Raw genomic sequence first — 25980 nt, 5'->3', positions numbered from 1 at the left:
TCGCGCATGTACTGCTTTCCCTACGACTCTACTGGGGAGCGGGGACCGGTTCGGACACGAGTTCGGCGGACCGTCCGGCGAGACGCTCGCGCCAGGCGGTCAGGACCGCCTCGTCGGTGGGCCTGGTCGCCAGGGATACGGCGACGTAGGCGGCGAGGGAGGCCAGGAGGCCGTAGTAGACGGGTTCGTCGGCGAGGATGCCGTACCCGGCCATGAGGCCGATGACGGCCAGGCCGCCCACGATCACGGAGGCCAGTGCGCCCTGCACGGTGCCGCGCTTCCACAGCAGCCCGCCGAGGATGGGCACGAGCAGGCCGCCGACGAGGAGGTTGTACGCCACCGTCAGGGCCTCCACGACGTTGTTCAGCGCGATCGCGGTGCCGATCACCGCCACGCCCATGATCAGGATGAAGGCGCGGTTGCCCTTCACCTCGTCGTGCGCGTCCCCGTCACGCCGGACCACGCCCCGCAGCCGCGACCAGATGTCGTTGTTCGCGACCGTGGCGCAGGCGATCAGCGCACCGGAGGACGTCGACATCACCGCGGCCAGGGCGGCGGCCAGCACCAGTCCCCGTACGCCGATGGGGAGTTCGTCCTTGACGACGGTGGCGAAGGCGTCGTCGGGGCTGCCCAGCCGGGGGTAGAGGACCTTGGCCGCCGTGCCGATGACGGCTCCGGCGAGGGCGTAGGCCAGACAGTAGGTTCCGGCCACCGTGCCGCCCCACTTCGCGGTCCTGTCGCTGCGGGCGGTGAACACGCGCTGCCAGATGTCCTGGCCGATCAGCATGCCGAAGGTGTAGATCAGGACGTAGGTGAAGATGGTCTCGCCGCCGATGCCCAGCGGGTCGAAGTACGAGGTCGGCAGCTTGGCCCTCATCTCGGAGAAGCCGCCCGCCTTGACCACGGCGACGGGCAGGAGCAGGAGCAGGACGCCGATCGTCTTGACGACGAACTGCACCATGTCCGTCAGCGTGATCGACCACATGCCGCCGAGGGCGGAGTAGGCGACGACGATCGAGCCGCCGAGGATGATCGCGACGGTCCGGTTCATGTCGAAGAGGACGTCGAAGATGGTGGCGTACGCGATGGTCGAGGTCACCGCGAGCATGAGCGTGTACGCCCACATCACGACGCCCGAGATCACGCCCGCCCGGCCGCCGTAGCGCAGGTCCAGCATCTCGGAGACGGTGTAGACCTTCAGGCGGGCGATGCGGGCGGAGAAGAAGACGGAGAGGGCCAGCAGGCCGAGGCCGATGGTGAAGACCATCCAAGCGCCGGAGAGGCCGTACCGGTAGCCGAGGCCGACGCCGCCGATGGTGGAGGCGCCGCCGAGGACGATGGCGGCCATGGTGCCGGAGTACATCGCAGGGCCGAGGCGGCGGCCCGCCACCAGGAAGTCGCTCTTGGACCTGGCACGGCGCATGCCCCACCAGCCCATGGCCAGCATGCCGGCCAGATAGACGACGATCACTGTGTAGTCGACGGCCATGGGGCCCTCCTTCACTCGTAGTCGCACTGGGGGTCGCCGGCGGGTGACGTCCATCGACAGTAGGTGGCCGGAAAGCGACTGCGAAGTGTAGGTTTCATCCATTCGAGCGGGACGATATGGAGAGAACGCACACCATGCCGGATCCCACTGTTCCCCCCACGCCACCGGTGTCTCTCACGGCTCTGCTGGCCCGCGAGGACCTCGCCCTGCGCCAGATCGCGGGCCCCTCCGACCCCGGCATCGTCATCCACTGGGCGCACACCTCGGAGATGGCCGACCCGTACCCGTACCTGCTGGGCGGCGAGCTGCTGCTGACGGCGGGGGTGCACGTCCCGGAGGCGGCGGGATCGGGGACGTACTTCGACGACTACGTCTCCCGGATCGTGGCGGCGGGCGGCGCGGCCCTCGGGTTCGGTCTCGCCCCCGTCCACGACACGGTCCCGCGTGCGCTGGTCGCGGCCTGCGACTCCTACGGCCTTCCGCTGCTGGAGGTCCCGCCCCGGACCACGTTCTCCGGTGTGGCCCGCGCGGTGTGGCAGCTGATGGCCCAGGCCCGCCTGGCCGAACTCCGCCGCGTCACGGAGGCCCAGCAAAGCCTGGCCTCCGCCGCCTCCCGACCCGATCCGGTCCCCTCGGTCCTGCGCCAGCTGGCCCGGCGCCTGGGCGGCCGGGCGGTGCTGTACGGCCCCGACGGCACGCAGATCGCGGGCGCGGGACGGGAGCCGGCGGAAGAGGCGCGGGAGGCACTGACGGGTCTGGCGGAGGTGGTACGACCCACGGGGCGCCCGGCTCCCACCTCCGCCACCGACACCCTCGGCGACACCCACCTCGCCGCCTACGCCCTCGGTGCCGGAGAGGGCTTCGTGCTCGGCGTCGCCACCCCCCACCGCGAACCCGGCGACCACACCATCGCCTCCGTCGCCTCCGTCCTGCTGTCGCTCCTCACCGGCGAGCACCAGAGCGGTGCCGGGGCGGCCCGGTCCTCCGCGCTCGTGCGGCTGCTGCTCGGCTCGGCGCCCGAGGCGGTCGCGCCGCTCCTCGGAGCCGGGCGGTGGGTCGTCGTGCACGCCCGGCCGGAGGGCCAGCTGCCGGATGCCGTGGCCGCCTCCGCGCTGGGGGCCGCGCTGGGGTCGCCGTTGGTCGACCTCGCCCGTGATGCCGTACGGGTGCTGGTGCCGGCCGGGCGGGAGCCGCAGCCGCAGGCCGGTTGGACCCTCGGGGTCAGTTCTGCCGTCGAGCCGCCCGAGTGGCCGGCCGCCGACGGCCAGGCGGCGCGGGCGCTGGCCCGCGCCCGCGCCACCCGTACGCCGCTGGTCCGGCACCGGGCCCGGCCCGGGCTGGCGGAGTTGGTGCCGCGGGAGGAGGCCGAGGCCCACGCCCGGGCGCTGCTCGCACCGCTCGGCGCCCATCCGCCGCTCGCCGAGACCCTGCGTACCTGGCTGTCGCTGCACGGCAGTTGGGACCGTACGGCGGTGGCGCTCCAGGTGCACCGCAACACCGTGCGGCAGCGGATCGCCCGGTGCGCGGCGCTGCTGGACGCCGACCTGGACGACCCTGACGTACGCATGGAGTTGTGGTTCGCGTTGCGCGGCGGCAAGTGACCCCCGTCCCAGCGTGCGATATGCCGAGGACGCGCACAGGACGCTGCCCCACAATGGGAGGCATGCCGATATCCGGGACACCCAGCCGCGCCCAGCTCGTCGACCACCTGGTGAGGACCCGTATCGCGGGAGACGTCGCCACGCCCCGCGAGAACAACCTCTCCCACTACCGCAGGCTGGCCAACGGCGACCGCAACTTCTGGTTCGGTCTGGAACTCGGCGACCGCTGGACCGACGAGCAGGACGTGCTCGCGGTGATGGCCGAGCGGGTGGGTGTCAGCGACGATCCCGAATACCGGTACGGGCAGGACACCATCGACCCCGAGTTGACCGTGGACGCGCTGGAGCGGATGGCGGCGCGGTTGCGCAAGGCGGCCGAGGGGCAGCAGCGGGTGCTGTTCGCGACCGGACACCCGGGCGGCCTGCTGGACGTGCACCGGGCCACGGCCGCCGCGCTGCGCGCCGCCGGCTGCGAGATCGTGGTCATCCCGGACGGGCTGCAGACGGACGAGGGGTACGTCATGCAGTTCGCGGACGTGGCCGTGCTGGAGCACGGGGCGACGCTGTGGCACACCCACTCGGGCGAGCCGATGCGGGCCATTCTGACGGGACTTGAGCGGGAGGGCCGCCCGTTGCCGGACCTGGTGGTCGCCGACCACGGCTGGGCCGGGTACGCCGGACAGCACGGCCTGGACGCGGTCGGGTACGCCGACTGCAACGACCCGGCGCTGTTCCTCGCCGAGTCCGAGGGCACCCTGCAGGTCGCCGTACCCCTCGACGACCATGTGGTCAGCCCGCGTTACTACGACCCCCTGACGGCGTATCTGCTGGCCGAGGCCGGAATGGCGTAACGCGGTACGCGCCGGGGACCGTGATCACCACGGTCACCGTGATCACCATGGTCGCGCCCGGGCTCAGCGCGGGACGCGGACCACGCCCTCCTGGATGACCGTGATGGCGAGCCGGCCGTCCTGCGTGTAGATACGGGCCTGGCCGAGGCCGCGGCCGCCGTGTGCGGACGGCGACTCCTGGTCGTACAGCAGCCATTCGTCGGCGCGGAAGGGCCGGTGGAACCACATCGCGTGGTCCAGGGAGGCGCCCACGACATCCCCTACGGCCCAGCCGCCGCGGCCGTGCGCGAGCAGCACGGAGTCGAGGAGGGTCATGTCGGAGACGTAGGTGGCGAGGACGACGTGCAGGAGGGGGTCGTCGTCGAGCTTGCCGTTGGTGCGGAACCACACCTGCGAGTGCGGCTCGCGGGGCGCGCCGAACTGCCCGTACGGCGGCTCGTCCACGTACCTGAGGTCGATCGCCTCGCGGGCCTGCAGGAACCTCTCGACGACCTCGGGCGCGAGGTGGTCGTAGCCGCGCAGCCGCTCCTGCGAGGTGGGCAGGGTCGCCGGGTCGGGCGAGGCGGGCATGGGCGCCTGGTGCTCCAGCCCCTCTTCGTACGTCTGGAAGGACGCCGAGAGGTGGAAGATCGGCTTGCCGTGCTGGACGGCGACCACGCGGCGGGTGGTGAAGGACCGGCCGTCGCGGATGCGGTCGACGGTGTAGACGATCGGTGCGCCGGGGTCGCCCGGGCGCAGGAAGTAGGCGTGCAGGGAGTGGGCGGGGCGGTCGGCGGGGACCGTCCGGCCTGCGGCGACCAGCGCCTGTGCCGCGACCTGCCCGCCGAAGACGCGGGGGACGACGGCGGAGCGGGACCGGCCGCGGAAGATGTTCTCCTCGATCTGCTCCAGGTCGAGCAGATCGAGGAGATCCTGGAGTGCCTGGCTCATGGGTTTCTGTTGTACCGGCCGGTGGATCGCGCCCGGTCACACGGCCCTTACAGGCCCATGTCCTTGGCGATGATCGTCTTCATGATCTCGCTGGTGCCGCCGTAGATGCGGTTGACGCGGTTGTCCGCGTACAGGCGGGCGATCGGGTACTCGTTCATGTAGCCGTAGCCGCCGTGCAGCTGCAGGCAGCGGTCGATGACACGGTGGGCGACCTCGGTGCAGAACAGCTTGGCGCTGGCGGCCTCGGCGGGGGTCAGCTCACCGGCGTCCAGGGCCTCGGTGGCGCGGTCGGCGACGGCCTCGGCGGCGTCCACCTCGGCCTGGCAGGCGGCCAGCTCGAACTTGGTGTTCTGGAAGTGGGCGACCGGCTTGCCGAAGACGGTGCGCTCCTGGACGTACTGCTTGGCGAACCGGACGGCGGCCTTGGCCTGCGCGTAGGCGCCGAAGGCGATGCCCCAGCGCTCGGAGGCCAGATTGTGGCCGAGGTAGGAGAAGCCCTTGTTCTCCTCGCCGAGCAGGTCCTCGACCGGGACCTTGACGTCGACGAAGGCCAGCTCGGCGGTGTCGGAGGTCTTCAGACCCAGCTTGTCGAGCTTGCGGCCGACGGAGTAGCCCTCGGACTTGGTGTCCACGGCGAACAGGGAGATGCCGTGCCGGCGGTCCTCGGCGGTGGGCGCGGCGGTGCGGGCGCACACGATCACGCGGTCGGCGTGGACGCCGCCGGTGATGAAGGTCTTGGCGCCGTTGAGGACGTAGTGCGTGCCGTCCTCGGAGAGCTTGGCGGTGGACTTCATGCCCGCGAGGTCGGAACCGGTGCCCGGCTCCGTCATCGCGATGGCCCACATCTCCTCGCCGGTGGCGAACTTCGGCAGGTAACGCTTCTTCTGCTCGTCGGTGGCGAGCATCTTGATGTAGGGGAGCGCCAGCAGGACGTGGACGCCGGAACCGCCGAAGTTCACGCCCGCGCGGGCGGTCTCCTCGTAGACGACGGCCTCGAACTTGTGGCTGTCCAGGCCGGCGCCGCCGAACTCCTCGGGGACGCTGATGCCGAAGATGCCCAGCTCGCCGAGCTTGTAGTAGAAGTCGCGCGGCGCCTGGCCGGCGGCGAACCACTCGTCGTAGACGGGGACGACCTCGGCCTCGATGAAGGCGCGCAGGGTCTCCCGGAACGCCTCGTGATCCTCGTTGAACACCGTACGGCGCACGCCGCCCACCTCCAGGTACCCTGTCTAAGCGCTTGCTCAGACTCGAAGATACCGGCGAGTACGCTACGGCGTCCAGGGTGAGCTTGACCACGCGGTCCGGTCAGTTTCCGGCTTTGCCGTACCGGCGGAAGCCGGAGGTGTCCACAGTCCAGGGGCCGAACGACACCCAGTCGCCGAAGATGTACGACTCCTTGCGGACGTAGCGGCCCTTGCACGGGTCGGAGTGGACCTCGACGGTGGCGGTGCGCGGGTCGACGATCAGACAGTGCGGGATGCTCATGGCGGCATAGTCGGCGAGCCTCTCACCGAACTCGTGGTGCGGGCTCACCGGAGCGACCTCGACGACCGCCGGCACCTGCGTCGCATCGACGGCGAAGCCCTCCTCGTCAAGGGCCGCCTCGGGGATGACCACCGCGTCCGGGCGGCGCATACGGCCGATCGCCGGGTGCTCGATCTGGGGGCCGTTCGCGCAGACGTAGCCGGGGTGAGTGGCCGGCACCTGCCCGTCGAGCTGTTCGCGGATGCGGTGCGCGGCACCCTGATGCCGCATCGGCGGCCGCTTCATGGCCAGTACGGGTCCTGACGGCCCGATCTCGACGCTCCAGGCCCCTTCGACTCGCTCGGCCCAGGCATCGAGCTCCTCGGCGATCACGCGCATCTTCGCGTAGTCCATATCCCGATGATAGTGACCCGCGCCACTACTCCCCCGCCGCCGCGAACGCCCCCCTTGCCATCCGGTGCAGCAGCGCCGCCGTCGCCCCGCGGCCGGGCAACGTCCCCGCGCGGCCCAGGTGGGGCGTGGAGTTCAGCAGGCCGAAGACGGAGTGGACGGCCGAGCGGGCCGACGGCTCCGACAGGCCCGGGTACACCTCGCGGACCACCTCCACCCACAGCTCGACGTACTGCCGCTGGAGCTGGCGGACCAGCTTGCGGTCGCTGTCGCGGAGGCGGTCCAGCTCGCGGTCGTGCAGGGTGATCAGGGGACGGTCGTCCAGGGCGAAGTCGATGTGTCCCTCGATCAGGGAGTCGAGGACGGCGGAGGAGCCCATCCGGCCGTCCGCCTCCGCCAGGCGCCGCTTGGCCCCGGTCAGCAGCTGGCCGCTGATGCCCACCAGCAGCTCGGCGAGCATCGCGTCCTTGCCCGGGAAGTGCCGGTACAGGCCGGGGCCGCTGATGCCGACCGCGGCGCCTATCTCGTCGACACCGACGCCGTGGAAGCCGCGCTCGGCGAAGAGCCGGGCGGCCTCCTTGAGGATCTGCTCGCGGCGGGTCGGGGCGTCGGTTCTGGTGACCATGCAGGCAATTCTAGACAGCGGGGTTAGCGGTCGTTAACCTGAAGGAAATGGTTAACGCTCATTAACACGTTCGACCAACAGGTTCGATCACCGGTGAGGGGACCGCAGGATGCAGGAGGCACCGGAGCTCCGGAGCGCGGCAGATCCCGCGTCGGAGGCCTGGCGGGCCAATGAACGGGCTCATCTCGCACTGGTCGAGGAGCTGCGCGGCAAGCTGGCCGCGGCGGCGCTCGGCGGCGGCGAGAAGGCACGGGCCCGGCACACCGCGCGCGGCAAGCTGCTGCCGAGGGACAGGGTGGACACGCTGCTCGACCCGGGCTCGCCCTTCCTGGAGCTGGCCCCGCTGGCGGCCGACGGGATGTACGAGGGGCAGGCTCCGGCGGCCGGGGTGATCGCCGGGATCGGCCGGGTCAGCGGACACGAGTGCGTGATCGTCGCGAACGACGCCACGGTCAAGGGCGGCACGTACTACCCGATGACCGTGAAGAAGCATCTGCGCGCCCAGGAGGTGGCCCTCGACAACCGGCTGCCGTGTGTCTACCTGGTCGACTCCGGCGGCGCCTTCCTGCCGATGCAGGACGAGGTCTTCCCCGACCGGGACCACTTCGGGCGGATCTTCTACAACCAGGCCCGGATGTCCGGCGCCGGGATCCCGCAGATCGCGGCCGTCCTCGGCTCGTGCACGGCCGGAGGGGCGTACGTCCCGGCGATGAGCGACGAGGCCGTGATCGTCCGCAACCAGGGCACGATCTTCCTCGGCGGCCCGCCGCTCGTGAAGGCCGCCACCGGTGAGGTCGTCACGGCGGAGGAGCTGGGCGGCGGCGAGGTCCACTCCCGGGTCTCCGGTGTCACCGACCACCTCGCCGAGGACGACGCGCACGCCCTGAGGATCGTCCGGAACATCGTCGCCACGCTTCCGGCCCGGCGGCCCCTGCCCTGGGAGGTGCAGCCGGCGGTCGAGCCGAAGGTGGATCCGTACGGGCTGTACGGCGCCGTCCCGGTCGACTCCCGCACTCCCTACGACGTCCGCGAGATCATCGCGCGCGTGGCCGACGGCTCCCGGTTCGCCGAGTTCAAGGCCGAGTTCGGACAGACGCTCGTCACCGGCTTCGCCCGCATCCACGGCCACCCGGTCGGGATCGTCGCGAACAACGGCATCCTCTTCTCCGAGTCCGCCCAGAAGGGCGCCCACTTCATCGAGCTGTGCGACCAGCGCGGCATCCCGCTGGTGTTCCTGCAGAACATCTCCGGGTTCATGGTCGGCAAGGACTACGAGGCGGGCGGCATCGCCAAGCACGGCGCCAAGATGGTGACGGCGGTGGCGTGCACACGCGTGCCGAAGCTGACCGTGGTGGTCGGCGGGTCGTACGGCGCGGGCAACTACTCGATGTGCGGCCGGGCCTACTCCCCCCGCTTCCTGTGGATGTGGCCCAACGCCAAGATCTCCGTGATGGGCGGCGAGCAGGCCGCATCCGTGCTGGCGACCGTCAAGCGGGACCAGCTGGAGGCCCGCGGCGAGGAGTGGCCCGCCGGGGACGAGGAGTCCTTCAAGGCGCCGATCCGCGCGCAGTACGAGCGCCAGGGCAACGCCTACTACGCCACGGCCCGCCTCTGGGACGACGGCGTGATCGACCCGCTGGAAACCCGTCAGGTGCTCGGACTCGCCCTGACGGCCTGTGCCAACGCGCCGCTGGGAGAGCCCCAGTTCGGCGTCTTCCGGATGTGAGGAGGGGAACCGTGTTCGACACAGTGCTGGTCGCCAACCGGGGCGAGATCGCCGTACGCGTCATCCGTACGCTCCGCTCACTGGGCGTGCGCTCGGTGGCGGTCTTCTCCGACGCCGACGCCGACGCGCGGCACGTCCGGGAGGCCGACACGGCGGTACGGATCGGGCCGGCGCCCGCGGCCGAGAGCTATCTGTCCGTCGAGCGGCTGCTTCAGGCCGCCGCCCGCACCGGCGCCCAGGCCGTGCACCCCGGGTACGGCTTCCTCGCCGAGAACGCGGGCTTCGCGCGCGCGTGCGAGGAGGCGGGGCTGGTCTTCATCGGCCCGTCGGCCGACGCGATCGCGCTCATGGGCGACAAGATCCGCGCCAAGGAGACGGTGCAGGCGGCCGGGGTGCCGGTGGTGCCGGGCGGCCGTGACCCCGACCTCGCCGCGGCGGCCCGCGAACTGGGCGCGCCCGTGCTGCTCAAGCCCTCCGCCGGCGGCGGCGGCAAGGGCATGCGCCTGGTGCGGGACATGACCGTGCTGGAGGAGGAGATCGCCGCCGCCCGTCGCGAGGCCCGCGCCTCCTTCGGTGACGACACGCTGCTGGTGGAGCGGTGGATCGACCGGCCCCGGCACATCGAGATCCAGGTGCTGGCCGACGGCCACGGGAACGTGGTCCACCTCGGCGAGCGCGAGTGCTCGCTCCAGCGGCGGCACCAGAAGATCATCGAGGAGGCGCCTTCGGTCCTGCTGGACGAGCGGACCCGCGCGGCGATGGGCGAGGCGGCCGTGCAGGCGGCCCGGTCCTGCGGGTACCGGGGCGCGGGCACGGTGGAGTTCATCGTGCCGGGCGGGGACCCGACGCAGTACTACTTCATGGAGATGAACACCCGTCTCCAGGTCGAGCACCCGGTCACCGAGCTCATCACCGGCCTGGACCTGGTGGAGTGGCAGCTGCGGGTGGCGGCCGGGGAGCGGCTGGGCTTCGCGCAGGAGGACGTGACGCTGACCGGCCACGCGGTGGAGGCGCGGATCTGCGCGGAGGACCCGGCACGCGGGTTCCTGCCGTCCGGCGGCACCGTCCTGCTCCTGGACGAACCGCAGGGCGACGGCATCCGCACCGACTCCGGGCTCAGCGAGGGCACCGAGGTGGGCAGCCTGTACGACCCGATGCTCTCCAAGGTGATCGCCTACGGCCCGGACCGGGCGACGGCGCTGAGGAAGCTTCGAGCGGCCCTCGCGGAGACGGTCACGCTGGGCGTGCAGACCAACGCGGGCTTCCTGCGCCGCCTGCTGGGGCATCCGGCGGTCGTGGCGGGCGAGTTGGACACGGGGCTCGTGGAGCGGGTGGTGGACGAGCTGGTCCCCGCCGACGTGCCGGAGGCGGTGTACGAGGCGGCGGCCGCCGTACGCCTGGAGGCACTGGAGCCCCGTGCGGAGGGCTGGACCGACCCCTTCTCGGTGCCGAGCGGCTGGCGCCTCGGCGGCACCCCGAAGCCGCCCGCCTTCCACCTGCGGCTGCAGGAACCGGTGACGTACACCCCCCGGGGCACCCACACCGTCACCGACGACCGGGTGACGGTCACCCTGGACGGCGTCCGTCACGCCTTCCACCGGGCCGGTGACTGGATCGGCCGGGACGGCGACGCCTGGCACGTGCGCGACCACGACCCGGTCGCCGCATCCCTCACCCGGTCCGGACACGCGGGCGCGGACTCGCTGACCGCGCCCATGCCCGGGACGGTGACCGTCGTGAAGGTCGCGGTCGGCGATGACGTGGCCGCGGGCCAGAGCCTGCTGGTGGTCGAGGCGATGAAGATGGAGCACGTCATCTGCGCCCCGCACGCCGGCACGGTCGCCGAGCTGGACGTGACGCCGGGCACGACGGTCGCCATGGACCAGGTGCTCGCCGTGATCGCGCCGCACGACGAGGAAGGGGTGGTGGCGGAGTGAGTGACCACGGACTGCCCATGGTCGTACCGGCCGGCGACCTGCCCGCGCGGGTGCGGATCCACGAGGTCGGCGCGCGTGACGGGCTGCAGAACGAGAAGATGGCCGTACCGACGTCGGTCAAGGAGGAGTTCATCCGCCGCTTGGCCGAGGCGGGCCTGACGACGATCGAGGCGACGAGTTTCGTGCACCCGAGGTGGGTGCCCCAACTAGCGGACGCCGAGCAGCTGTTCTCGCAGGTCTCCGATCTCGACGTGGACCTGCCCGTCCTGGTGCCGAACCAGCGTGGCCTGGACCGCGCGCTCGCACTCGGCGCCCGCCGGATCGCGGTGTTCGCCAGCGCCACCGAGTCCTTCGCGAAGGCCAACCTCAACCGCACGCTGGACGAGTCGCTGGCCGTGTTCGAGCCGGTGGTGCGGCAGGCGAAGGACGCGGGTGTGCACGTACGCGGCTATGTCTCCATGTGCTTCGGCGATCCCTGGGAAGGGGCGGTCCCCCTCCACCAGGTGGCCCGCGTCTGCACGGCCCTGAGGGACATGGGCTGCGACGAGCTGAGCCTCGGCGACACGATCGGCGTGGCCACACCGGGCCATGTGCTCGAACTGCTCAACCTGCTCAACGAGAAGGGCGTGCCGACCGACATGATCGGCGTGCACTTCCACGACACCTACGGCCAGGCGCTCGCCAACACCTATGCGGCCCTGGAGCACGGGGTGACCACGATCGACGCCTCGGCCGGCGGACTCGGCGGCTGCCCCTACGCCAAGTCCGCCACCGGCAACCTCGCCACCGAGGACCTCGTCTGGATGCTGCACGGCCTCGGCATCGAGACCGGCGTCGACCTCGGCCGTCTGACCGCCACCAGCGTGTGGATGGCCGCCCACCTGGACCGGCCCAGCCCGTCCCGCACCGTCCGCGCACTCGGTAAAACGACACAGCCCCACAAGGACCAGTGATCAGCATGGACCACCGTCTCAGCCCCGAGCTGGAGGAACTCCGCCGTACAGTTGAGGAGTTCGCGCACGACGTGGTGGCGCCGAAGATCGGCGACTTCTACGAGCGGCACGAGTTCCCGTACGAGATCGTCCGCGAGATGGGCCGCATGGGCCTGTTCGGGCTGCCGTTCCCGGAGGAGTACGGCGGCATGGGCGGCGACTATCTGGCCCTCGGCATCGCCCTGGAGGAACTGGCGAGGGTCGACTCGTCGGTGGCGATCACCCTGGAGGCGGGCGTCTCCCTGGGCGCCATGCCGATCCACCTCTTCGGCACGGACGAGCAGAAGCGCGAGTGGCTGCCCCGCCTGTGCGCGGGCGAGATCCTCGGCGCGTTCGGCCTGACGGAACCGGACGGCGGCAGCGACGCGGGCGCGACCCGTACGACGGCCCGCCTGGACCCGGACACCGGCGAATGGGTGATCAACGGCACGAAGTGCTTCATCACCAACTCGGGCACGGACATCACGGGCTTGGTGACGGTGACCGCCGTGACCGGCCGCAAGCCCGACGGCAAGCCGCAGATCTCGTCGATCATCGTCCCGTCCGGCACACCGGGCTTCACGGTCGCGGCCCCCTACTCGAAGGTCGGCTGGAACGCCTCGGACACCCGTGAGCTGTCGTTCCAGGACGTACGCGTCCCGGCGGCCAACCTCCTGGGCGAGGAGGGCCGCGGCTACGCCCAGTTCCTGCGCATCCTCGACGAGGGCCGTATCGCGATCGCGGCGCTGGCGACCGGCCTCGCGCAGGGCTGCGTCGACGAGTCGGTGAAGTACGCGAAGGAGCGCCACGCCTTCGGCAGGCCGATCGGTGCCAACCAGGCCATCCAGTTCAAGATCGCCGACATGGAGATGAAGGCCCACACGGCCCGCCTCGCCTGGCGCGACGCCGCTTCCCGCCTGGTGGCCGGCGAACCCTTCAAGAAGGAGGCGGCCCTCGCCAAGCTCTACTCCTCCACCGTCGCCGTCGACAACGCCCGCGACGCCACCCAGATCCACGGCGGCTACGGCTTCATGAACGAGTACCCGGTGGCCCGTATGTGGCGCGACTCCAAGATCCTGGAAATCGGCGAGGGCACGAGCGAGGTCCAGCGGATGCTGATCGCCCGGGAGCTGGGCTTGGTGAGCTGAGACGGCCCCGCGCTTTCGGAGTTACGGGTGTTCGGGGGCCGGCCCCGGCGCCAGGGCAGCCACCCAGCCACCCAGCCACCCGCACAGCAGGACGCACAACGCGCCGCCCGAAACCACGCCACTGTCCGCAGCGACGTTCGGTGACATCCGCAGCTGCGCGGTGCTCGTCGCCGTTCTCGGCGCCTATCTGGCCGACCGGCTTCCGCGGGCGCTCCGCAGCGGCTGGGCGACCTCCTTGTTCGGGTGCGGGGCGGTCGGCGCCTATACGGTGATCGGGCTCGGAGCGTATATGGGCGGCACCAGGGGACTGCTGCTGGTGCTCGCGGAATTCGTCAGGGACGAGTTCTGCTCGGGTGTCGTCCTGGTCCGAGTCCAGACATTCCGCGCCCGGGCCATCACCGACGCGGAACGGCTCATGGCCACAGCCTCCTACCGCGCTGCGAACGGGAATCCGAGCCCGCCACGGCCTGACCGCCGGCGACACCCGCGCACATGGTTCGGCGAATCAGGTGGTTTTCCGGGCAGAGCATTGCGTGACGGGCGTGCCCGACGTTGGTCAGCGCGTCCGTCATCTGTCTGTGGAGGTAACCGTGAAAGCCGCGAAGTGTGCGACCGGAGTGATGCTGGGGCTGGCGGTGACCGCTGCGATGGTCACCACGGCGGCTTCCGCCGCGCCGCACTCCGCTCTGGCCGGGCGTCTCGTCCTGACCAATGCCGACAACGGCCGCAGCGTGGCCCGGTCGGTCGGTGACGACACCGAGATCCGGCTGACGGCCTACCGCGAGCGGGGTCTGACGTACACATGGGGCATGCCGAACGCCGGCGGTGCCCGCGTCCTGGGCCGGACGGTCGCAGGCATGAGGCCGACGGGTGACGCCTACGCGGTCCTGCATGCGGAAAGCCCGGGTACCGGCACCATCTCCGTCGTACGGAAGTGCCACGCCGACCCCGGGTACGCGTGTCCCCGCACCCTCGCGCCGTGGAAGGCCACCCTCCGGGTGAGCTGAGACGTCGGGCATCGAACAGAGGAACAGAGCCCCCCTGGACAACAGATGAGGTTAGGCTAACCTACCTTCAACCTGTCCGGCGGGCGCTTCGCCCCGTTCGAAAGCAGTCGTACCCATGCCCCACGCCCGTGCCACCCACCTCACTCGCCGCGGCCTTCTCACCGCGGGCGGCGCCGTCGGACTGGCCGCCGCGCTCACCGCCTGCGGGGAGGACAAGGGCAAAGACAGTGGCACGGGCAGCGGGTCGAAGGCGGCCAGGTCCGGCCCCTGGTCCTTCAAGGACGACCGCGGCACGGCCGTGAAGCTCGGCAAGGTCCCCGCGGACATCGTCGCCTTCACCGGGGTCGGCGCCGCGCTCTACGACTACGGCATCCAGGTCAAGGGCGTCTTCGGCCCGACGACGACCAAGGACGGCAAGCCCGACGTCCAGGCCGGCGACATGGACGTCAGCAAGGTGACGGTCCTCGGCAACACCTGGGGCCAGTTCAGCATCGAGAAGTACGCGTCGCTCGCGCCGGACGTGCTGATCTCCACGATGTTCGACGACGCCGGCACGCTGTGGTACGTACCGGAGGAGTCCAAGAAGAAGATCGCCCAGCTGGCGCCGAGCGTCGGCATCTCCGTCTACGACCGTCAGCTCACCGAGCCGCTGCAGCGCATGTGGGACCTGGCCGAGTCGCTCGGCGCGGACATGAAGGCCGCGAAGGTCACCGACGCCAGGAAGCGGTTCGAGGCCGCCGCCGCACGGCTGCGCGCCGCCGCCAAAGCCAAGCCCGGCATCAAGGTGATGGCCGGCAGCGCGAGCGACCAGCTGTTCTACGTCTCCGGCACCAACCTCTCCGCCGACCTGGAGTACTTCAAGGCCCTCGGCGTGAACTTCGTCGAGCCGCCGGAGAGCGCCAAGAAGCAGAGTGGCGGCTGGTACGAGTCGCTGAGCTGGGAGAACGTCGACAAGTACCAGGCCGACATCATCATGATGGACGACCGGTCCTCGACGATCCAGCCCGCCGGCATCACCAAGCCCACCTGGAAGAAGCTGCCCGCGGTGAAGGCGGGGCAGGTCGTCCCCCGCTCCCCCGAGCCGATCCTGTCGTACGACAAGTGCGTGCCGCTGCTGAACAACCTGGCCGAGGCCTTGGAGAAGGCCAAGAAGGTTAGCTGAGGAGCCCCTGATGACGACGGCCGTAGCCGCCCCGTTCCGTTTCTTCTCACTGCACGTCGTACGGACCCGGCGGCTGGGACCGTCGCTCGTCCGTGTCACCTTCGGCGGAGCCGATCTGCACGGGTTCCACTCCGACGGACGGGACCAGTCCCTCTCCCTGTTCCTGCCGCACCCGGGTCAGCCGGAGCCCGTCGTTCCCCTGGAGCTGGGGGACGGGTGGTGGCAGGCCTGGCGCGACCTACCCGATGACGTACGGGCCGTGATGCGCTCGTACACACTGCGGTCCCTGCGCCGGGACCCCGACGAAATCGACATCGACTTCGCCCTGCACACCCCGGCGGGCCCCGCCTCCCACTGGGCCTCCCGGGCGACCGCCGGTGACCGGGTGCTGCTGCTCGGGCCGGCCGTCGCCGACAACCGCGCGATCCGCTTCCGCCCGCCCGAGGACGCCGACCTCGTCGTCCTGTGGGGCGACGAGACCGCCGTACCGGCCGCGACCGCGATCCTCGAATCCCTTCCCGCCGGCGCCCGCGCCCGCGCCTGGCTGGAGGTGCCGCACGCCGGGGACATCCAGGACGTGCGCACCGAGGCGGATGCGGAGATCACGTGGCTCGTACGGCACGACGGGTCCCCCATGGCCGTCGATGCCGTACGGGCCGCCCAACTGCCCGCTGCCGACCGGCCCTACGTGTGGATCGCCGGTGAGTCGGGGCACGTGAAGGCGCTGCGGCGGCACTTCGTCGGCGAGCGCGGCGTCGACCGGCGGCGGGTGACCTTCGTCGGGTACTGGCGGCAGGGGATGACCGAGGAACAACTGCGGGCCGCCGGGTAACTCCCTCTGGAGTGACACCGGTCACGGGTCAGGCATGCCTTGATCCAAATGACTTAGGTTAGGCTAACCTAAGTCGAAACCCCCGCACGGACTGTCCCCTCGGAGGACCCCCACATGCGCTCGCACCTGCTCAATGGCCTCACCGCGGAGCATTACCGCAGCTCCGTGACCGAAGGAGTCGAGCGGGTGGCGGCCAAACTCGCCACCACCGACCGTCCGTTCACCGGCGTCACCGTGGACGCCCTCGCCCCCCGCGTGGACGCCATCGACCTCGACCGGCCGCTCGGCGACACCGCCGCCGCACTCGACGAACTGGAGGACGTCTACCTCCGGGACGCCGTCTGCTTCCACCACCCCCGCTACCTCGCCCACCTCAACTGCCCCGTGGTCATCCCGGCGGTGCTCGGCGAGGCCGTGCTCTCCGCGGTCAACTCCTCCCTGGACACCTGGGACCAGTCGGCCGGCGGCACCCTCATCGAGCGCAAGCTCATCGACTGGACCGCCTGGCGCATCGGCCTCGGCCCCGCCGCCGACGGGGTGTTCACCTCCGGCGGCACCCAGTCCAACCTCCAGGCGCTGCTCCTCGCCCGAGAGGAGGCCAAGAGCGACAGCCTCGCGAAACTGCGTGTCTTCGCCTCCGAGGTCAGCCACTTCAGCGTGCAGAAGTCCGCGAAACTGCTGGGGCTGGGCCCGGACTCCGTCGTCACCGTCCCCGTCGACCACGACAAGCGGATGCAGACCGTCGCCCTCGCCCATGAGCTGGAGCGCTGCCGGCGCGACGGGCTGGTGCCCATGGCGGTCGTCGCCACCGCCGGCACCACCGACTTCGGCTCCATCGACCCGCTCCCGGAGATCGCCGGGCTGTGCGCCCAGTACGCCGTGTGGATGCACGTCGACGCGGCCTACGGCTGCGGGCTGCTCGCCTCCCTGAAGTACCGGGACCGTATCGACGGCATCGAGCGCGCCGACTCGGTCACCGTCGACTACCACAAGTCCTTCTTCCAGCCGGTGAGTTCGTCCGCCGTCCTGGTGAAGGACGCGGCCACCCTGCGGCACGCCACCTACCACGCCGACTACCTCAATCCGCGCCGCATGGTGCAGGAACGCATCCCCAACCAGGTCGACAAGTCCCTGCAGACCACCCGCCGCTTCGACGCCCTCAAGCTGTGGATGACCCTGCGCGTGATGGGCGCCGACGGCATCGGTGAACTCTTCGACGCGGTCTGCGACCTGGCGACCGAGGGCTGGCAGCTGCTCACCGCCGACCCCCGCTACGACGTCGTCGTCGAGCCCGCCCTCTCCACCCTCGTCTTCCGCTACATCCCGGCGGCCGTCACCGACCCGGCCGAGATCGACCGCGCCAACCTCTACGCCCGCAAGGCCCTGTTCGCCTCCGGCGACGCCGTGGTCGCCGGCACCAGGGTCGGCGGCCGTCACTACCTGAAGTTCACCCTGCTCAACCCCGAGACACGGGCGGCCGACATCGCCGCCGTCCTCGACCTGATCGCCGACCACGCCGAGCAGTACCTGGGAGAGTCCCTTGACCGCGCTTCCTGAAGCCACCCGTGTTCATGACTTCGTGGGGATCGGGCTGGGCCCCTTCAACCTCGGCCTCGCCTGCCTCACCGAACCCATCGCCGGTCTGGACGGCGTCTTCCTGGACTCCAAGCCGGACTTCGAGTGGCACGCCGGGATGTTCCTGGACGGCGCCCACCTGCAGACCCCGTTCATGTCGGACCTGGTCACCCTCGCCGACCCGACCTCGCCGTACTCCTTCCTCAACTACCTGAAGGAGAAAGGCAGACTGTACTCGTTCTACATCCGCGAGAACTTCTATCCGCTGCGGGTCGAGTACGACGACTACTGCCGCTGGGCGGCGAGCAAGCTGAGCAGCGTCCGGTTCGACACGACGGTCACGGAGGTGACGTACGAGGACGAGCTGTACGTCGTCCGCACCGGGAACGGCGGCACCTACCGCGCCCGGCGCCTGGTCCTCGGCACCGGCACGGTCCCCCACGTACCGCCCGCCTGCGCGGGGCTCGGCGGTGACGCCGTCCTGCACAACTCCCAGTACATGCACCGCAAGACGGAGCTGCAGACGAAGAAGTCGATCACGATCGTCGGCAGCGGCCAGAGCGCCGCAGAGATCTACCACGAGCTGCTCGCCGAGATCGACGTCCACGGCTACCAGCTCAACTGGGTCACCCGCTCCCCGCGGTTCTTCCCCCTCGAATACACCAAACTGACCCTGGAGATGACCTCCCCGGACTACATCGACTACTTCCGCGCGCTGCCCGAGGAGACCCGTTACCGGCTGGAGAAGCAGCAGAAGGGCCTGTTCAAGGGCATCAACTCGGATCTGATCGACGCGATCTTCGACCTGCTCTACCAGAAGAACGCCGTCAGCGGTGACCGCCCGGTCCCCACCCGCCTCCTCACCAACTCCACACTGAAGAGCGCGCGTTACGAGAGCGGCACCTACACCCTCGGCTTCCACCAGGACGAGCAGGACAAGGACTTCGAGATCCGCACGGAGGGCCTGCTGCTGGCCACCGGCTACCACTACGAGCCCCCGGCCTTCCTCGCCCCGATCCGGGACCGCCTCCGCTTCGACGGCCACGGCCGCTTCGACGTCGCCCGCAACTACGCCATCGACGTCACCGGCCGCGGTGTCTTCCTGCAGAACGCCGGCGTCCACACCCACAGCATCACCAGCCCCGACCTGGGCATGGGCGCGTACCGCAACGCGTACATCATCCGCGAGCTGCTCGGCAGCGAGTACTACCCGGTCGAGAAGACGGTCGCATTCCAGGAGTTCGCCGTATGACCAGCACGAACACGACCTTCACGTTCCGCACCGTCGACCCGCTGCGGGACGCCGGGCTCCTGCACTCCTGGGTCACCCACCCCAAGGCCGCCTTCTGGATGATGCAGGACGCGAAACTGGAGGACGTCGAGCGGGCCTACATGCAGATCGCGGCGGACGAGCACCACCACGCCCTGCTCGGACTGCGCGACGGCGAACCCGCCTTCCTCATGGAGAAGTACGACCCCGCGCACCGCGAGCTGGCCGGCCTGTACGAGGCACAGCCGGGGGACATCGGCATGCACTTCCTCACCCCGGCGACCGACACGCCCGTCCATGGTTTCACCAGGTCCGTCATCACCGCGGTGCTGGCCCACCTCTTCGAGGACCCGGCGGTGGAGCGTGTCGTGGTCGAGCCGGACGTGCGCAACACGGCCGTACACGCACTTAACGAGGCCGTCGGGTTCGTGGCCGAGCGGGAGGTCCGGAAGCCGGAGAAGAAGGCGCTGCTGAGCTTCTGCACGCGCGAGCAGTTCGCCGCCGCGACGGGGGTGGCCGCATGACCGTCGCCGACGCCGTGGCCCACCTCTCCCCCGAGCGCTGGGAGACCGCCAACCGGCTGCTGATACGCAAGGCGCTCGCCGAGTTCACGCACGAGCGCCTGATCACGCCCGCGCAGGAGGGTGACGGGTACGTCGTCCGCAGCGACGACGGCCTGACCTCCTACCGCTTCTCCGCCGTCCGACGCGCCCTCGACCACTGGCAGGTCGACGCGGAGTCCATCACCCGGCACCGCGACGGCGCCGAACTCCCGCCGGCCGCCCTGGACTTCTTCATCGAGCTGAAGGAGTCCCTGGGGCTGAGCGACGAGATCCTGCCGGTCTATCTGGAGGAGATCTCCTCCACCCTCTCCGGCACCTGCTACAAGCTCACCAAGCCCCGCATTACCTCCGCGGAGCTGGCGGACGGCGGCTTCCAGGCGATCGAGACCGGGATGACCGAGGGCCACCCCTGCTTCGTCGCGAACAACGGCCGGCTCGGATTCGGCATCCACGAGTACCTCTCCTACGCCCCCGAGACCGCGAGCCCCGTCCGGCTGGTGTGGCTGGCCGCGCACCGCTCGCGGGCCGCGTTCACGGCGGGCGCCGGGATCGCCTACGAGGACTTCATCCGGCAGGAGCTGGGGGCGGTGACCGTGGAGCGGTTCCACGGCCGGCTGACCGACCAGGGCCTCGACCCCGCCGACTACCTCCTCATCCCCGTCCACCCCTGGCAGTGGTGGAACAAGCTGTCCGTCACCTTCGCCGCCGAGGTGGCACGCCGGCACCTGGTCTGCCTCGGCGAGGGCGACGACGAGTACCTGGCCCAGCAGTCCATCCGGACCTTCTTCAACACCTCGCACCCCGGGAAGCACTACGTCAAGACGGCCCTGTCCGTCCTCAACATGGGCTTCATGCGCGGGCTGTCGGCCGCCTACATGGAGGCGACCCCGGCCATCAACGACTGGCTGGCCCAGCTGATCGAGAACGACGCCGTGCTGAAGTCGACCGGTCTGACGATCATCCGGGAGCGGGCGGCCGTCGGCTACCGCCATCTGGAGTACGAGCGGGCCACCGACCGCTACTCGCCCTACCGCAAGATGCTGGCCGCACTGTGGCGGGAGAGCCCGGTGCCCTCACTCCAGGACGGCGAGTCCCTGGCCACCATGGCCTCCCTGCTGCACGTGGACCACACCGGTGCCTCCTTCGCGGGCGCACTGATCACCCGCTCGGGACTTACGCCGGCGGAGTGGCTGCGCCGGTACCTGCGGGCGTACTACACCCCGCTCCTGCACAGCTTCTACGCCTACGACCTCGTCTTCATGCCGCACGGCGAGAACGTGATCCTGGTGCTGAAGGACGGGGTGGTCCAGCGGGCGGTCTACAAGGACATCGCCGAGGAGATAGCGGTGATGGACCCGGACGCGGTCCTGCCGCCGGAGGTCCGGCGGATCCGCGTCGAGGTCCCGGACGACAAGAAGCTGCTGTCGCTCTTCACGGACGTCTTCGACTGCTTCTTCCGCTTCCTCGCCGCCCACCTCGCCGCCGAGGGAATCCTCCAGGAGGACGCCTTCTGGCGCACGGTCGCCGAGGTCACCCACGAGTACCAGGACGCGAACCCCGAACTGGCCGACCGGTTCCGCCAGTACGACATGTTCGCCCCCGAGTTCGCACTGTCCTGCCTCAACCGCCTCCAGCTGCGCAACAACCAGCAGATGGTGGACCTGACCGACCCCTCGGGCGCCCTCCAGCTGATCGGCACACTGAAGAACCCGATCGCCGGGTTCTGAGCGTGGGGCTTGATGGCCCCGCGCATCGGGTATCGCAGGCGCATGCGGGCATGGGGAGCGGCGGTGTGGGCGGGGCCCTGGTGGGAGGCGTTCATGCTGGGCGTGGTGAGGCGGGTGCAGGCGAGGGCCGATCCGCAGCCGTGGTGGATGCCGCGGCGCGTGCTGACCGTGGTGTCGGCCGATGTCGACGCCGCTTCGGGAGTCGCGGCGATCTGGGCGCTGTGGCGCCCGAAGTCATCGCGGACGCGTGAGCACACCGAGCTCCTGGAGTGGCACGACGAGCAGTGGCAGTACCTGGGAGGCGGCTGGGGCGATGGAGAGGGAGACGACGGTGCCGACGTCGATGTGCTCGACGTCCGCCACACCGCGGGCTCCCTCAGCCTCACCCACCGCCTCGACCCTCCTGACTCCCCCGCCGCAGCCCCATGGATCGGTTGCGACATCGTGCGCCTCGGGCCGGACGTGGGCCATGTTCTCATCGGTGCCCGCCGGATCGAGGCTCCCGAGCAGCGCAGGCTCATCGCCGTCTGGACGTCTCCCCGCGCCACCGGCCGCGGAGTCCGTCCCGTCATCGCGGCCCTGGCCCGCGACGGCACCGAACTCTCCCGCCTCGGACCCCACGACGCCCTGGACACCCATACCTGGGCGCGCGTGAGAGACGAGCTCCAGCCGGCCTGCTTCGGCAGCCGGCTCCGAAGACGGACGGGCACCCCGGAGTGCGGTCCTCCGGGGTGTCCGTCGGCGTGTGGTCAGTTCGCCGGCCAGGGGACCTGGGGTGAGTGGTAGTAGGTGATGCCCAGGGCGTCCCAGCGCGGGCCCTGGGCCGCCAGTCGCACCTTGTACGTGTCCCAGTCGTGCGTGGCCGCCGGGGACCAGCCCAGTTCGGCGGCGCCGGGCAGGCGGGGGAACGCCATGTACTCGATGTCGGCGGACTTCTGCAGGGTCTCCGACCACAGGGGCGCCTCCACGCCCCGGACGGCCGAAGCCGGCGCGCCCGGAAGGTAGGCGCCCGGGTCCCAGTCGTACGACCGCTTGACCTCGACCAGGCCCGCCCAGTCCAGGCCCAGCTTGGTGTCCTTGGTGTACTTCATGTCGAGGTAGATCCGGTCCGCAGGGGAGAGGATCAGGCCGGTGCCGTTCTGGGCGGCCTTGGCGACCTGGTCCTTCTCCGCCGCGCTGGTGCTGTCCAGGCCCCAGTACTGGGCGAGGGCGCCCGGGACCGGGTGGGCGCCGGTGAGCTGGTGCCAGCCGATGACCGTCTTGCCGTACTTGGCGACGATCGGCTGCACGCGGTCCATGAACGCCACGTAGTCGGCGTGACTGGTGGAGTGCGCCTCGTCGCCGGCGATGTGGAGGTAGCGGCCGGGGGTGAGGGCGGCCAGCTCCCGGATCACGTCGTCCGCGAAGTCGTAGGTGACCTGCTTGGGCACGCACAGCGAGCTGAAGCCGACCTTCGTACCGGTGTACAGCGGGGGTGCCACGCCGTCGCAGTTGAGCTCGGCGTAGGAGGCGAGGGCCGCGTTGGTGTGGCCGGGCATGTCGATTTCGGGGACGACCTCCAGATAGCGGGAGGCCGCGTACCGGATGAGCTCCTGGTACTGCGCCTTGGTGTAGTAGCCGCCCGTGCCGCCGCCGACCTCCGTGGAGCCGCCGTAGGTGGCCAGACGCGGCCAGGAGTCCAAGGCGATGCGCCAGCCCTGGTCGTCGCTGAGGTGCAGATGCAGCTCGTTGATCTTGTAGAGGGCCAACTGGTCGATGTACCGCTTGACCTGGTCGACGGTGAGGAAGTGCCGGGAGACGTCCAGCATGGCGCCCCGGTAGGAATAGCGGGGGCGGTCCTCCACGGTGCCGCCGGCGATCTGCCAGGGGCCGGTCTGCACGGTCCTCTTCTCGACCGCCGCCGGCAGGAGCTGACGCAGGGTCTGCACGCCGTGGAAGAGGCCTGCGGGGGCGCTCGCGGTGATGGTGACGCCGCCCGCGTCGCTGTGCAGCCGGTAGCCCTCGGCACCGAAGTCGCCCTGTGCGAGGCGGAGTCGGATACCTCCGGTGCCGTGGTCGGTGAGCGGCAGCGGGTAGCCGGTGGAGGGCCGCAGGATGCCGGTGAGGTACGCGCCGATCCGGCGGACCTCGGCGGAGTCGTCGACCCGGACGCCGGTCGCCCGCGTGATGCGGTACGGCGTTCCGCCGGGCGTGACGGAGGCGGGTGCCGGGATCACCCGGTCCAGCGGGGTGGGGGCGGCCGCTCTCGCCGCGGGGGCGGCGCCGAGCGTGAACACACCGGCCGCCGCCACCAGCAGCAGCAGTGATCCGAGCAGGCGGGTGGTGCGGGGAGTCGTGCTGTGCGTGCGTCTCACATGCGCTCCCTTCAGATGTGGTCGAGACCACTCTCCCGCAGATCCGGGGAAACAATCCCTCCACGGCGGAAATCATCCAGAAGGACGGCACCCGGACCTTCGACGGCGATGCCCTGCGGCTCACCCCGGGCCGGGAGAAGAAACGTGAGCCTGCTCCGCCGTGAGCTGGGCGCGAACTCGCCTTGCCGCTGGGGACGTTGGCCGGTGTCCCCTGCGAGCAGGGGCGGCCCCGGACGCTGGTCCAGCGCTACGAGGCCCTGACCGGGGAGGAGCCGGGGAGGGGTTCGCCCTGGCCGAGCAGGCGGTCCTCAAGCGGAGGTGAGGACCGCCCGCCGGATGACTCACTTCGCCGTGCGGGAGACCGTGAAGTGGTCGATGCGGTCGCCGGTCTCGGCGATGCCCGACACCGTCAGGGTGGTCTGACGGCCCTTCGGCGCGGGGGTGACGTCCACGCGCAGGAAGGAGTAGTTGAGGTAGCGCACCCGGGACCAGGTGACGGTCTCGTCGACCTTGCCGTCCTTGGTGTTGATGAAGGAGGCGACCGAGTCCACCTCGTGCTCGTGGCCCTCGTAGGAGTCCGGGGCGGAGAAGGCGTACAGGCTGCGGCCCGCCGCGCCCGCCGTGACGTAGACCACGCCCTCGGTCTCGGGGTAGGCGGTGCCGCCGATCGGCAGCTTCTTGGTGACCTGGCCGGCCTTGATGACGTCGGTGCGCTCGTACTGGTGGTTGTGGCCGTTGATGACCAGGTCCACCTGGTACTTCTCGAACAGCGGCACCCACTCCTGGCGCACGCCCCCCTCCGAGGCGTGCGCCGTGGACGTGCAGTACGCGCAGTGGTGGAAGAACACGACGATGAAGTCGATGTCCTCACAGGCCCGGTACTTCTTCAGCTGGGCCTCGAACCAGTTGGTTTGAGTTCCGCCGGATATGCCCAGGTTCGCCGGGATCTCGAAGGAGACGTCGTTCGGGTCCAGCGAGATGACCGCGGTGTTGCCGTGGACGAAGGAGTAGACGCCGGGCAGGTTCTTCGCGTCCGGGCCGTTGTCCGGAAGGGTCCAGCGGGCCTCCTCGCCGCCGTAGCCGTTGGGCGAGTACCAGGCCTCCATGTCGTGGTTGCCGTACGAGACCATCCACGGGATCTGCTTGGCGACCGACTCGGTCTGGTACAGGAACTGGTCCCAGGTGCGTGAGTCGAAGCCGGTGTCGGTGGTCTTGCCCTGGCCGGCCGGGTCGCCGTAGGCGATGTCGCCGGCATGCAGATGGAAGGCCGGGTTCTGGCCCAGGATCAGGCTGTCGTTGGCCAGGGCGTGATAGCTGACGCCCTGGTCGCCGAAGGCGGTGAAGGTGAACGGCGCCTTGTGGGCGGGGGCGGTGGTGAAGGTGCCCAGGGTGCCCAGCAGGTGCCGCTCGGCCGGGTCGAAGCCCTCGTGGCCGACGCCGTAGTAGTAGGTCCTGCCGGGCCGCAGGTGAGTGAGCCGGGCGTGCAGGTAGTACTGCGTGTGGTCGCCGCTCGCGCCGACGCCGGCCGGCGTGTAGAGGCTGCGGACCTCGGCCTCGATCTTGCGGGAGAGGTCCCAGGGGTGGGCGCCGATGCGGATGAACGGCTTCTTCACGGCGACCGGGACCTGCCAGGAGACGGTCATCTCCGTGCGAGGGTCGTTGCCGTAGGCGAGGTGGCGGCCGAAGGGGGCGACGAGGGCGCCGTCGACCGTCTCGGCGGCGGGGGCGGTGGCCTGCGTCGGCACGGCCGCCCGGGCGGTGGCGCCCGGCACGAACGCGCCACCCGCGACGGCGCCCAGCGTGACCGCGCCACCTCTGATCAGGTTGCGCCGCGAGAATCTGGCGCGCAGGTACTCGTGCTGCTCGGCCATGCTCATGCGCTCGGCCAGCTTCTCGGGTACTCCCATACGAGGAATGTCCATGGCGTCCGAAACTCGTGGGTCCCGGCAACGAGATGCAGGACACAGAGTGGACGGCTTGCGAACAGAGATCCAACAGCACTCACGGCGGAGGTCTGCCCGAAATCGGGCACGCTCCTTGCGAAACCGGGTCCCGTACCCCAGGATCTACCGGGTGCACGACGAACTGGTTGATCACCTGACGCGGTCCACGCCCCTGGCCAGGGGCGAGGCGCTGCGGGTGATCCAGGACGTGCTCGCCTACTTCGACGAGTCGACGGAGGACTACGTCCGTCGCCGTCACCGTGAACTGCAGGCCCAGGGCCTGGTCAACGCCGAGATCTTCGAACGGGTCTCGGCGGACCTCAAGTACCGAGCGGTGGCACCGCCCGAGCTGACGCTCCGGCAGCTGCGCCGCATCGTCTACGGCTAGGAATAC

Annotated in this window: 23 protein-coding genes; 16 read left to right on the top strand and 7 right to left on the bottom strand. The window is 70.4% G+C overall.

All coding sequences use genetic code 11. The features are described 5' to 3' along the window. Positions 1–28 precede the first annotated feature (28 nt). The gene (locus tag ABZ624_RS13330) at positions 29–1489 is read right to left on the bottom strand and encodes a sodium:solute symporter (RefSeq protein ID WP_360086486.1); all 1461 of its coding nucleotides are present in this window, start codon (positions 1487–1489) and stop codon (positions 29–31) included. Positions 1490–1623: 134 nt separating this feature from the next. On the opposite strand from ABZ624_RS13330, the gene ABZ624_RS13325 reads away from it, so the two are divergent. Next, the gene (locus tag ABZ624_RS13325) at positions 1624–3090 is read left to right on the top strand and encodes a helix-turn-helix domain-containing protein (RefSeq protein WP_360086483.1); all 1467 of its coding nucleotides are present in this window, start codon (positions 1624–1626) and stop codon (positions 3088–3090) included. 62 nt (positions 3091–3152) lie between these two features. After that, the gene (locus tag ABZ624_RS13320; protein ID WP_360086480.1) at positions 3153–3941 is read left to right on the top strand and encodes a phosphatase; all 789 of its coding nucleotides are present in this window, start codon (positions 3153–3155) and stop codon (positions 3939–3941) included. Between the two features lie 63 nt (positions 3942–4004). Here ABZ624_RS13320 and tesB read toward each other — a convergent pair whose 3' ends face one another. The 4 genes from tesB to ABZ624_RS13300 form a co-directional block, all read right to left on the bottom strand. Continuing rightward, positions 4005–4871, bottom strand: a complete 867-nt coding sequence (gene tesB / locus ABZ624_RS13315; RefSeq protein ID WP_360086477.1) for an acyl-CoA thioesterase II — start codon at positions 4869–4871, stop codon at positions 4005–4007. A 47-nt stretch (positions 4872–4918) separates the two neighbouring features. After that, the gene (locus tag ABZ624_RS13310; protein WP_360086474.1) at positions 4919–6076 is read right to left on the bottom strand and encodes an acyl-CoA dehydrogenase family protein; all 1158 of its coding nucleotides are present in this window, start codon (positions 6074–6076) and stop codon (positions 4919–4921) included. Between the two features lie 100 nt (positions 6077–6176). After that, entirely contained in the window at positions 6177–6749 is a 573-nt protein-coding gene (locus ABZ624_RS13305) for a Uma2 family endonuclease (RefSeq protein WP_360086471.1), read from the bottom strand. Positions 6750–6774: 25 nt separating this feature from the next. Continuing rightward, positions 6775–7371 (bottom strand): TetR/AcrR family transcriptional regulator, encoded by a 597-nt coding sequence (locus tag ABZ624_RS13300; RefSeq protein ID WP_360086467.1) that lies wholly within the window; start codon positions 7369–7371, stop codon positions 6775–6777. Between the two features lie 109 nt (positions 7372–7480). On the opposite strand from ABZ624_RS13300, the gene ABZ624_RS13295 reads away from it, so the two are divergent. The 12 genes from ABZ624_RS13295 to ABZ624_RS13240 all read left to right on the top strand — a co-directional run bounded on the left by ABZ624_RS13295 (position 7481) and on the right by ABZ624_RS13240 (position 22075). After that, a complete protein-coding gene (locus tag ABZ624_RS13295; RefSeq protein ID WP_360086464.1) occupies positions 7481–9097 on the top strand; it encodes a carboxyl transferase domain-containing protein in 1617 nt (538 codons plus the stop codon). Between the two features lie 11 nt (positions 9098–9108). Next, the gene (locus ABZ624_RS13290; protein ID WP_360086461.1) at positions 9109–11034 is read left to right on the top strand and encodes a biotin carboxylase N-terminal domain-containing protein; all 1926 of its coding nucleotides are present in this window, start codon (positions 9109–9111) and stop codon (positions 11032–11034) included. A 17-nt stretch (positions 11035–11051) separates the two neighbouring features. Then, complete coding sequence (locus tag ABZ624_RS13285; RefSeq protein ID WP_360086943.1) at positions 11052–11987, top strand: hydroxymethylglutaryl-CoA lyase; 936 nt, start codon at positions 11052–11054, stop codon at positions 11985–11987. Between the two features lie 5 nt (positions 11988–11992). After that, positions 11993–13153 carry an acyl-CoA dehydrogenase family protein gene (locus ABZ624_RS13280; protein WP_360086458.1) on the top strand — a complete coding sequence of 387 codons (1161 nt, stop codon included), beginning with the start codon at positions 11993–11995 and terminating at the stop codon, positions 13151–13153. A 590-nt stretch (positions 13154–13743) separates the two neighbouring features. Beyond that, positions 13744–14160, top strand: a complete 417-nt coding sequence (locus ABZ624_RS13275) for a hypothetical protein (RefSeq protein ID WP_360086455.1) — start codon at positions 13744–13746, stop codon at positions 14158–14160. A gap of 115 nt (positions 14161–14275) precedes the next feature. Further along, positions 14276–15322, top strand: a complete 1047-nt coding sequence (locus ABZ624_RS13270; protein ID WP_360086452.1) for an ABC transporter substrate-binding protein — start codon at positions 14276–14278, stop codon at positions 15320–15322. A gap of 10 nt (positions 15323–15332) precedes the next feature. After that, on the top strand, positions 15333–16154 hold the full coding sequence (locus tag ABZ624_RS13265) for a siderophore-interacting protein (protein WP_360086449.1): 822 nt from the start codon (positions 15333–15335) through the stop codon (positions 16152–16154). 114 nt (positions 16155–16268) lie between these two features. After that, positions 16269–17711: a lysine decarboxylase DesA gene (gene desA, locus ABZ624_RS13260; RefSeq protein ID WP_360086446.1), complete on the top strand. Its 1443-nt coding sequence runs from the start codon at positions 16269–16271 to the stop codon at positions 17709–17711. Continuing rightward, positions 17695–18981 (top strand): lysine N(6)-hydroxylase/L-ornithine N(5)-oxygenase family protein, encoded by a 1287-nt coding sequence (locus ABZ624_RS13255; protein WP_360086444.1) that lies wholly within the window; start codon positions 17695–17697, stop codon positions 18979–18981. The genes desA and ABZ624_RS13255 overlap by 17 nt, the downstream gene beginning before the upstream one ends. After that, positions 18978–19523 (top strand): GNAT family N-acetyltransferase, encoded by a 546-nt coding sequence (locus tag ABZ624_RS13250; protein WP_360086441.1) that lies wholly within the window; start codon positions 18978–18980, stop codon positions 19521–19523. Before ABZ624_RS13255 ends, ABZ624_RS13250 begins: the two co-directional genes overlap by 4 nt. Continuing rightward, positions 19520–21289: an IucA/IucC family siderophore biosynthesis protein gene (locus tag ABZ624_RS13245; RefSeq protein ID WP_360086438.1), complete on the top strand. Its 1770-nt coding sequence runs from the start codon at positions 19520–19522 to the stop codon at positions 21287–21289. The genes ABZ624_RS13250 and ABZ624_RS13245 overlap by 4 nt, the downstream gene beginning before the upstream one ends. 42 nt (positions 21290–21331) lie before the next feature. Continuing rightward, positions 21332–22075 carry a hypothetical protein gene (locus ABZ624_RS13240; RefSeq protein WP_360086435.1) on the top strand — a complete coding sequence of 248 codons (744 nt, stop codon included), beginning with the start codon at positions 21332–21334 and terminating at the stop codon, positions 22073–22075. Here the strand turns inward: ABZ624_RS13240 and ABZ624_RS13235 are convergent. After that, positions 22039–23643 (bottom strand): beta-N-acetylhexosaminidase, encoded by a 1605-nt coding sequence (locus ABZ624_RS13235; protein WP_360086432.1) that lies wholly within the window; start codon positions 23641–23643, stop codon positions 22039–22041. The genes ABZ624_RS13240 and ABZ624_RS13235 overlap by 37 nt on opposite strands. Before the next feature lie 17 nt (positions 23644–23660). Between ABZ624_RS13235 and ABZ624_RS13230 the strand changes: the two genes are divergently transcribed. Continuing rightward, a complete protein-coding gene (locus ABZ624_RS13230) occupies positions 23661–23807 on the top strand; it encodes a hypothetical protein (protein WP_360086429.1) in 147 nt (48 codons plus the stop codon). A 177-nt stretch (positions 23808–23984) separates the two neighbouring features. On the opposite strand, the gene ABZ624_RS13225 is transcribed toward ABZ624_RS13230, so the two are convergent. Then, positions 23985–25550 carry a metallophosphoesterase family protein gene (locus ABZ624_RS13225; protein ID WP_360086426.1) on the bottom strand — a complete coding sequence of 522 codons (1566 nt, stop codon included), beginning with the start codon at positions 25548–25550 and terminating at the stop codon, positions 23985–23987. Between the two features lie 166 nt (positions 25551–25716). Here ABZ624_RS13225 and ABZ624_RS13220 point away from each other — a divergent pair, with 166 nt between their 5' ends. Then, positions 25717–25974, top strand: a complete 258-nt coding sequence (locus tag ABZ624_RS13220) for a hypothetical protein (protein ID WP_031159739.1) — start codon at positions 25717–25719, stop codon at positions 25972–25974. The last annotated feature ends 6 nt before the right edge of the window (positions 25975–25980 follow it).

This window comes from Streptomyces sp. NPDC007205, assembly GCF_040634095.1.
GTDB lineage: Bacteria > Actinomycetota > Actinomycetes > Streptomycetales > Streptomycetaceae > Streptomyces.
Note: the sequence above shows the minus strand (reverse complement) of the source record. Positions and strands in the feature narration are given on the sequence as shown.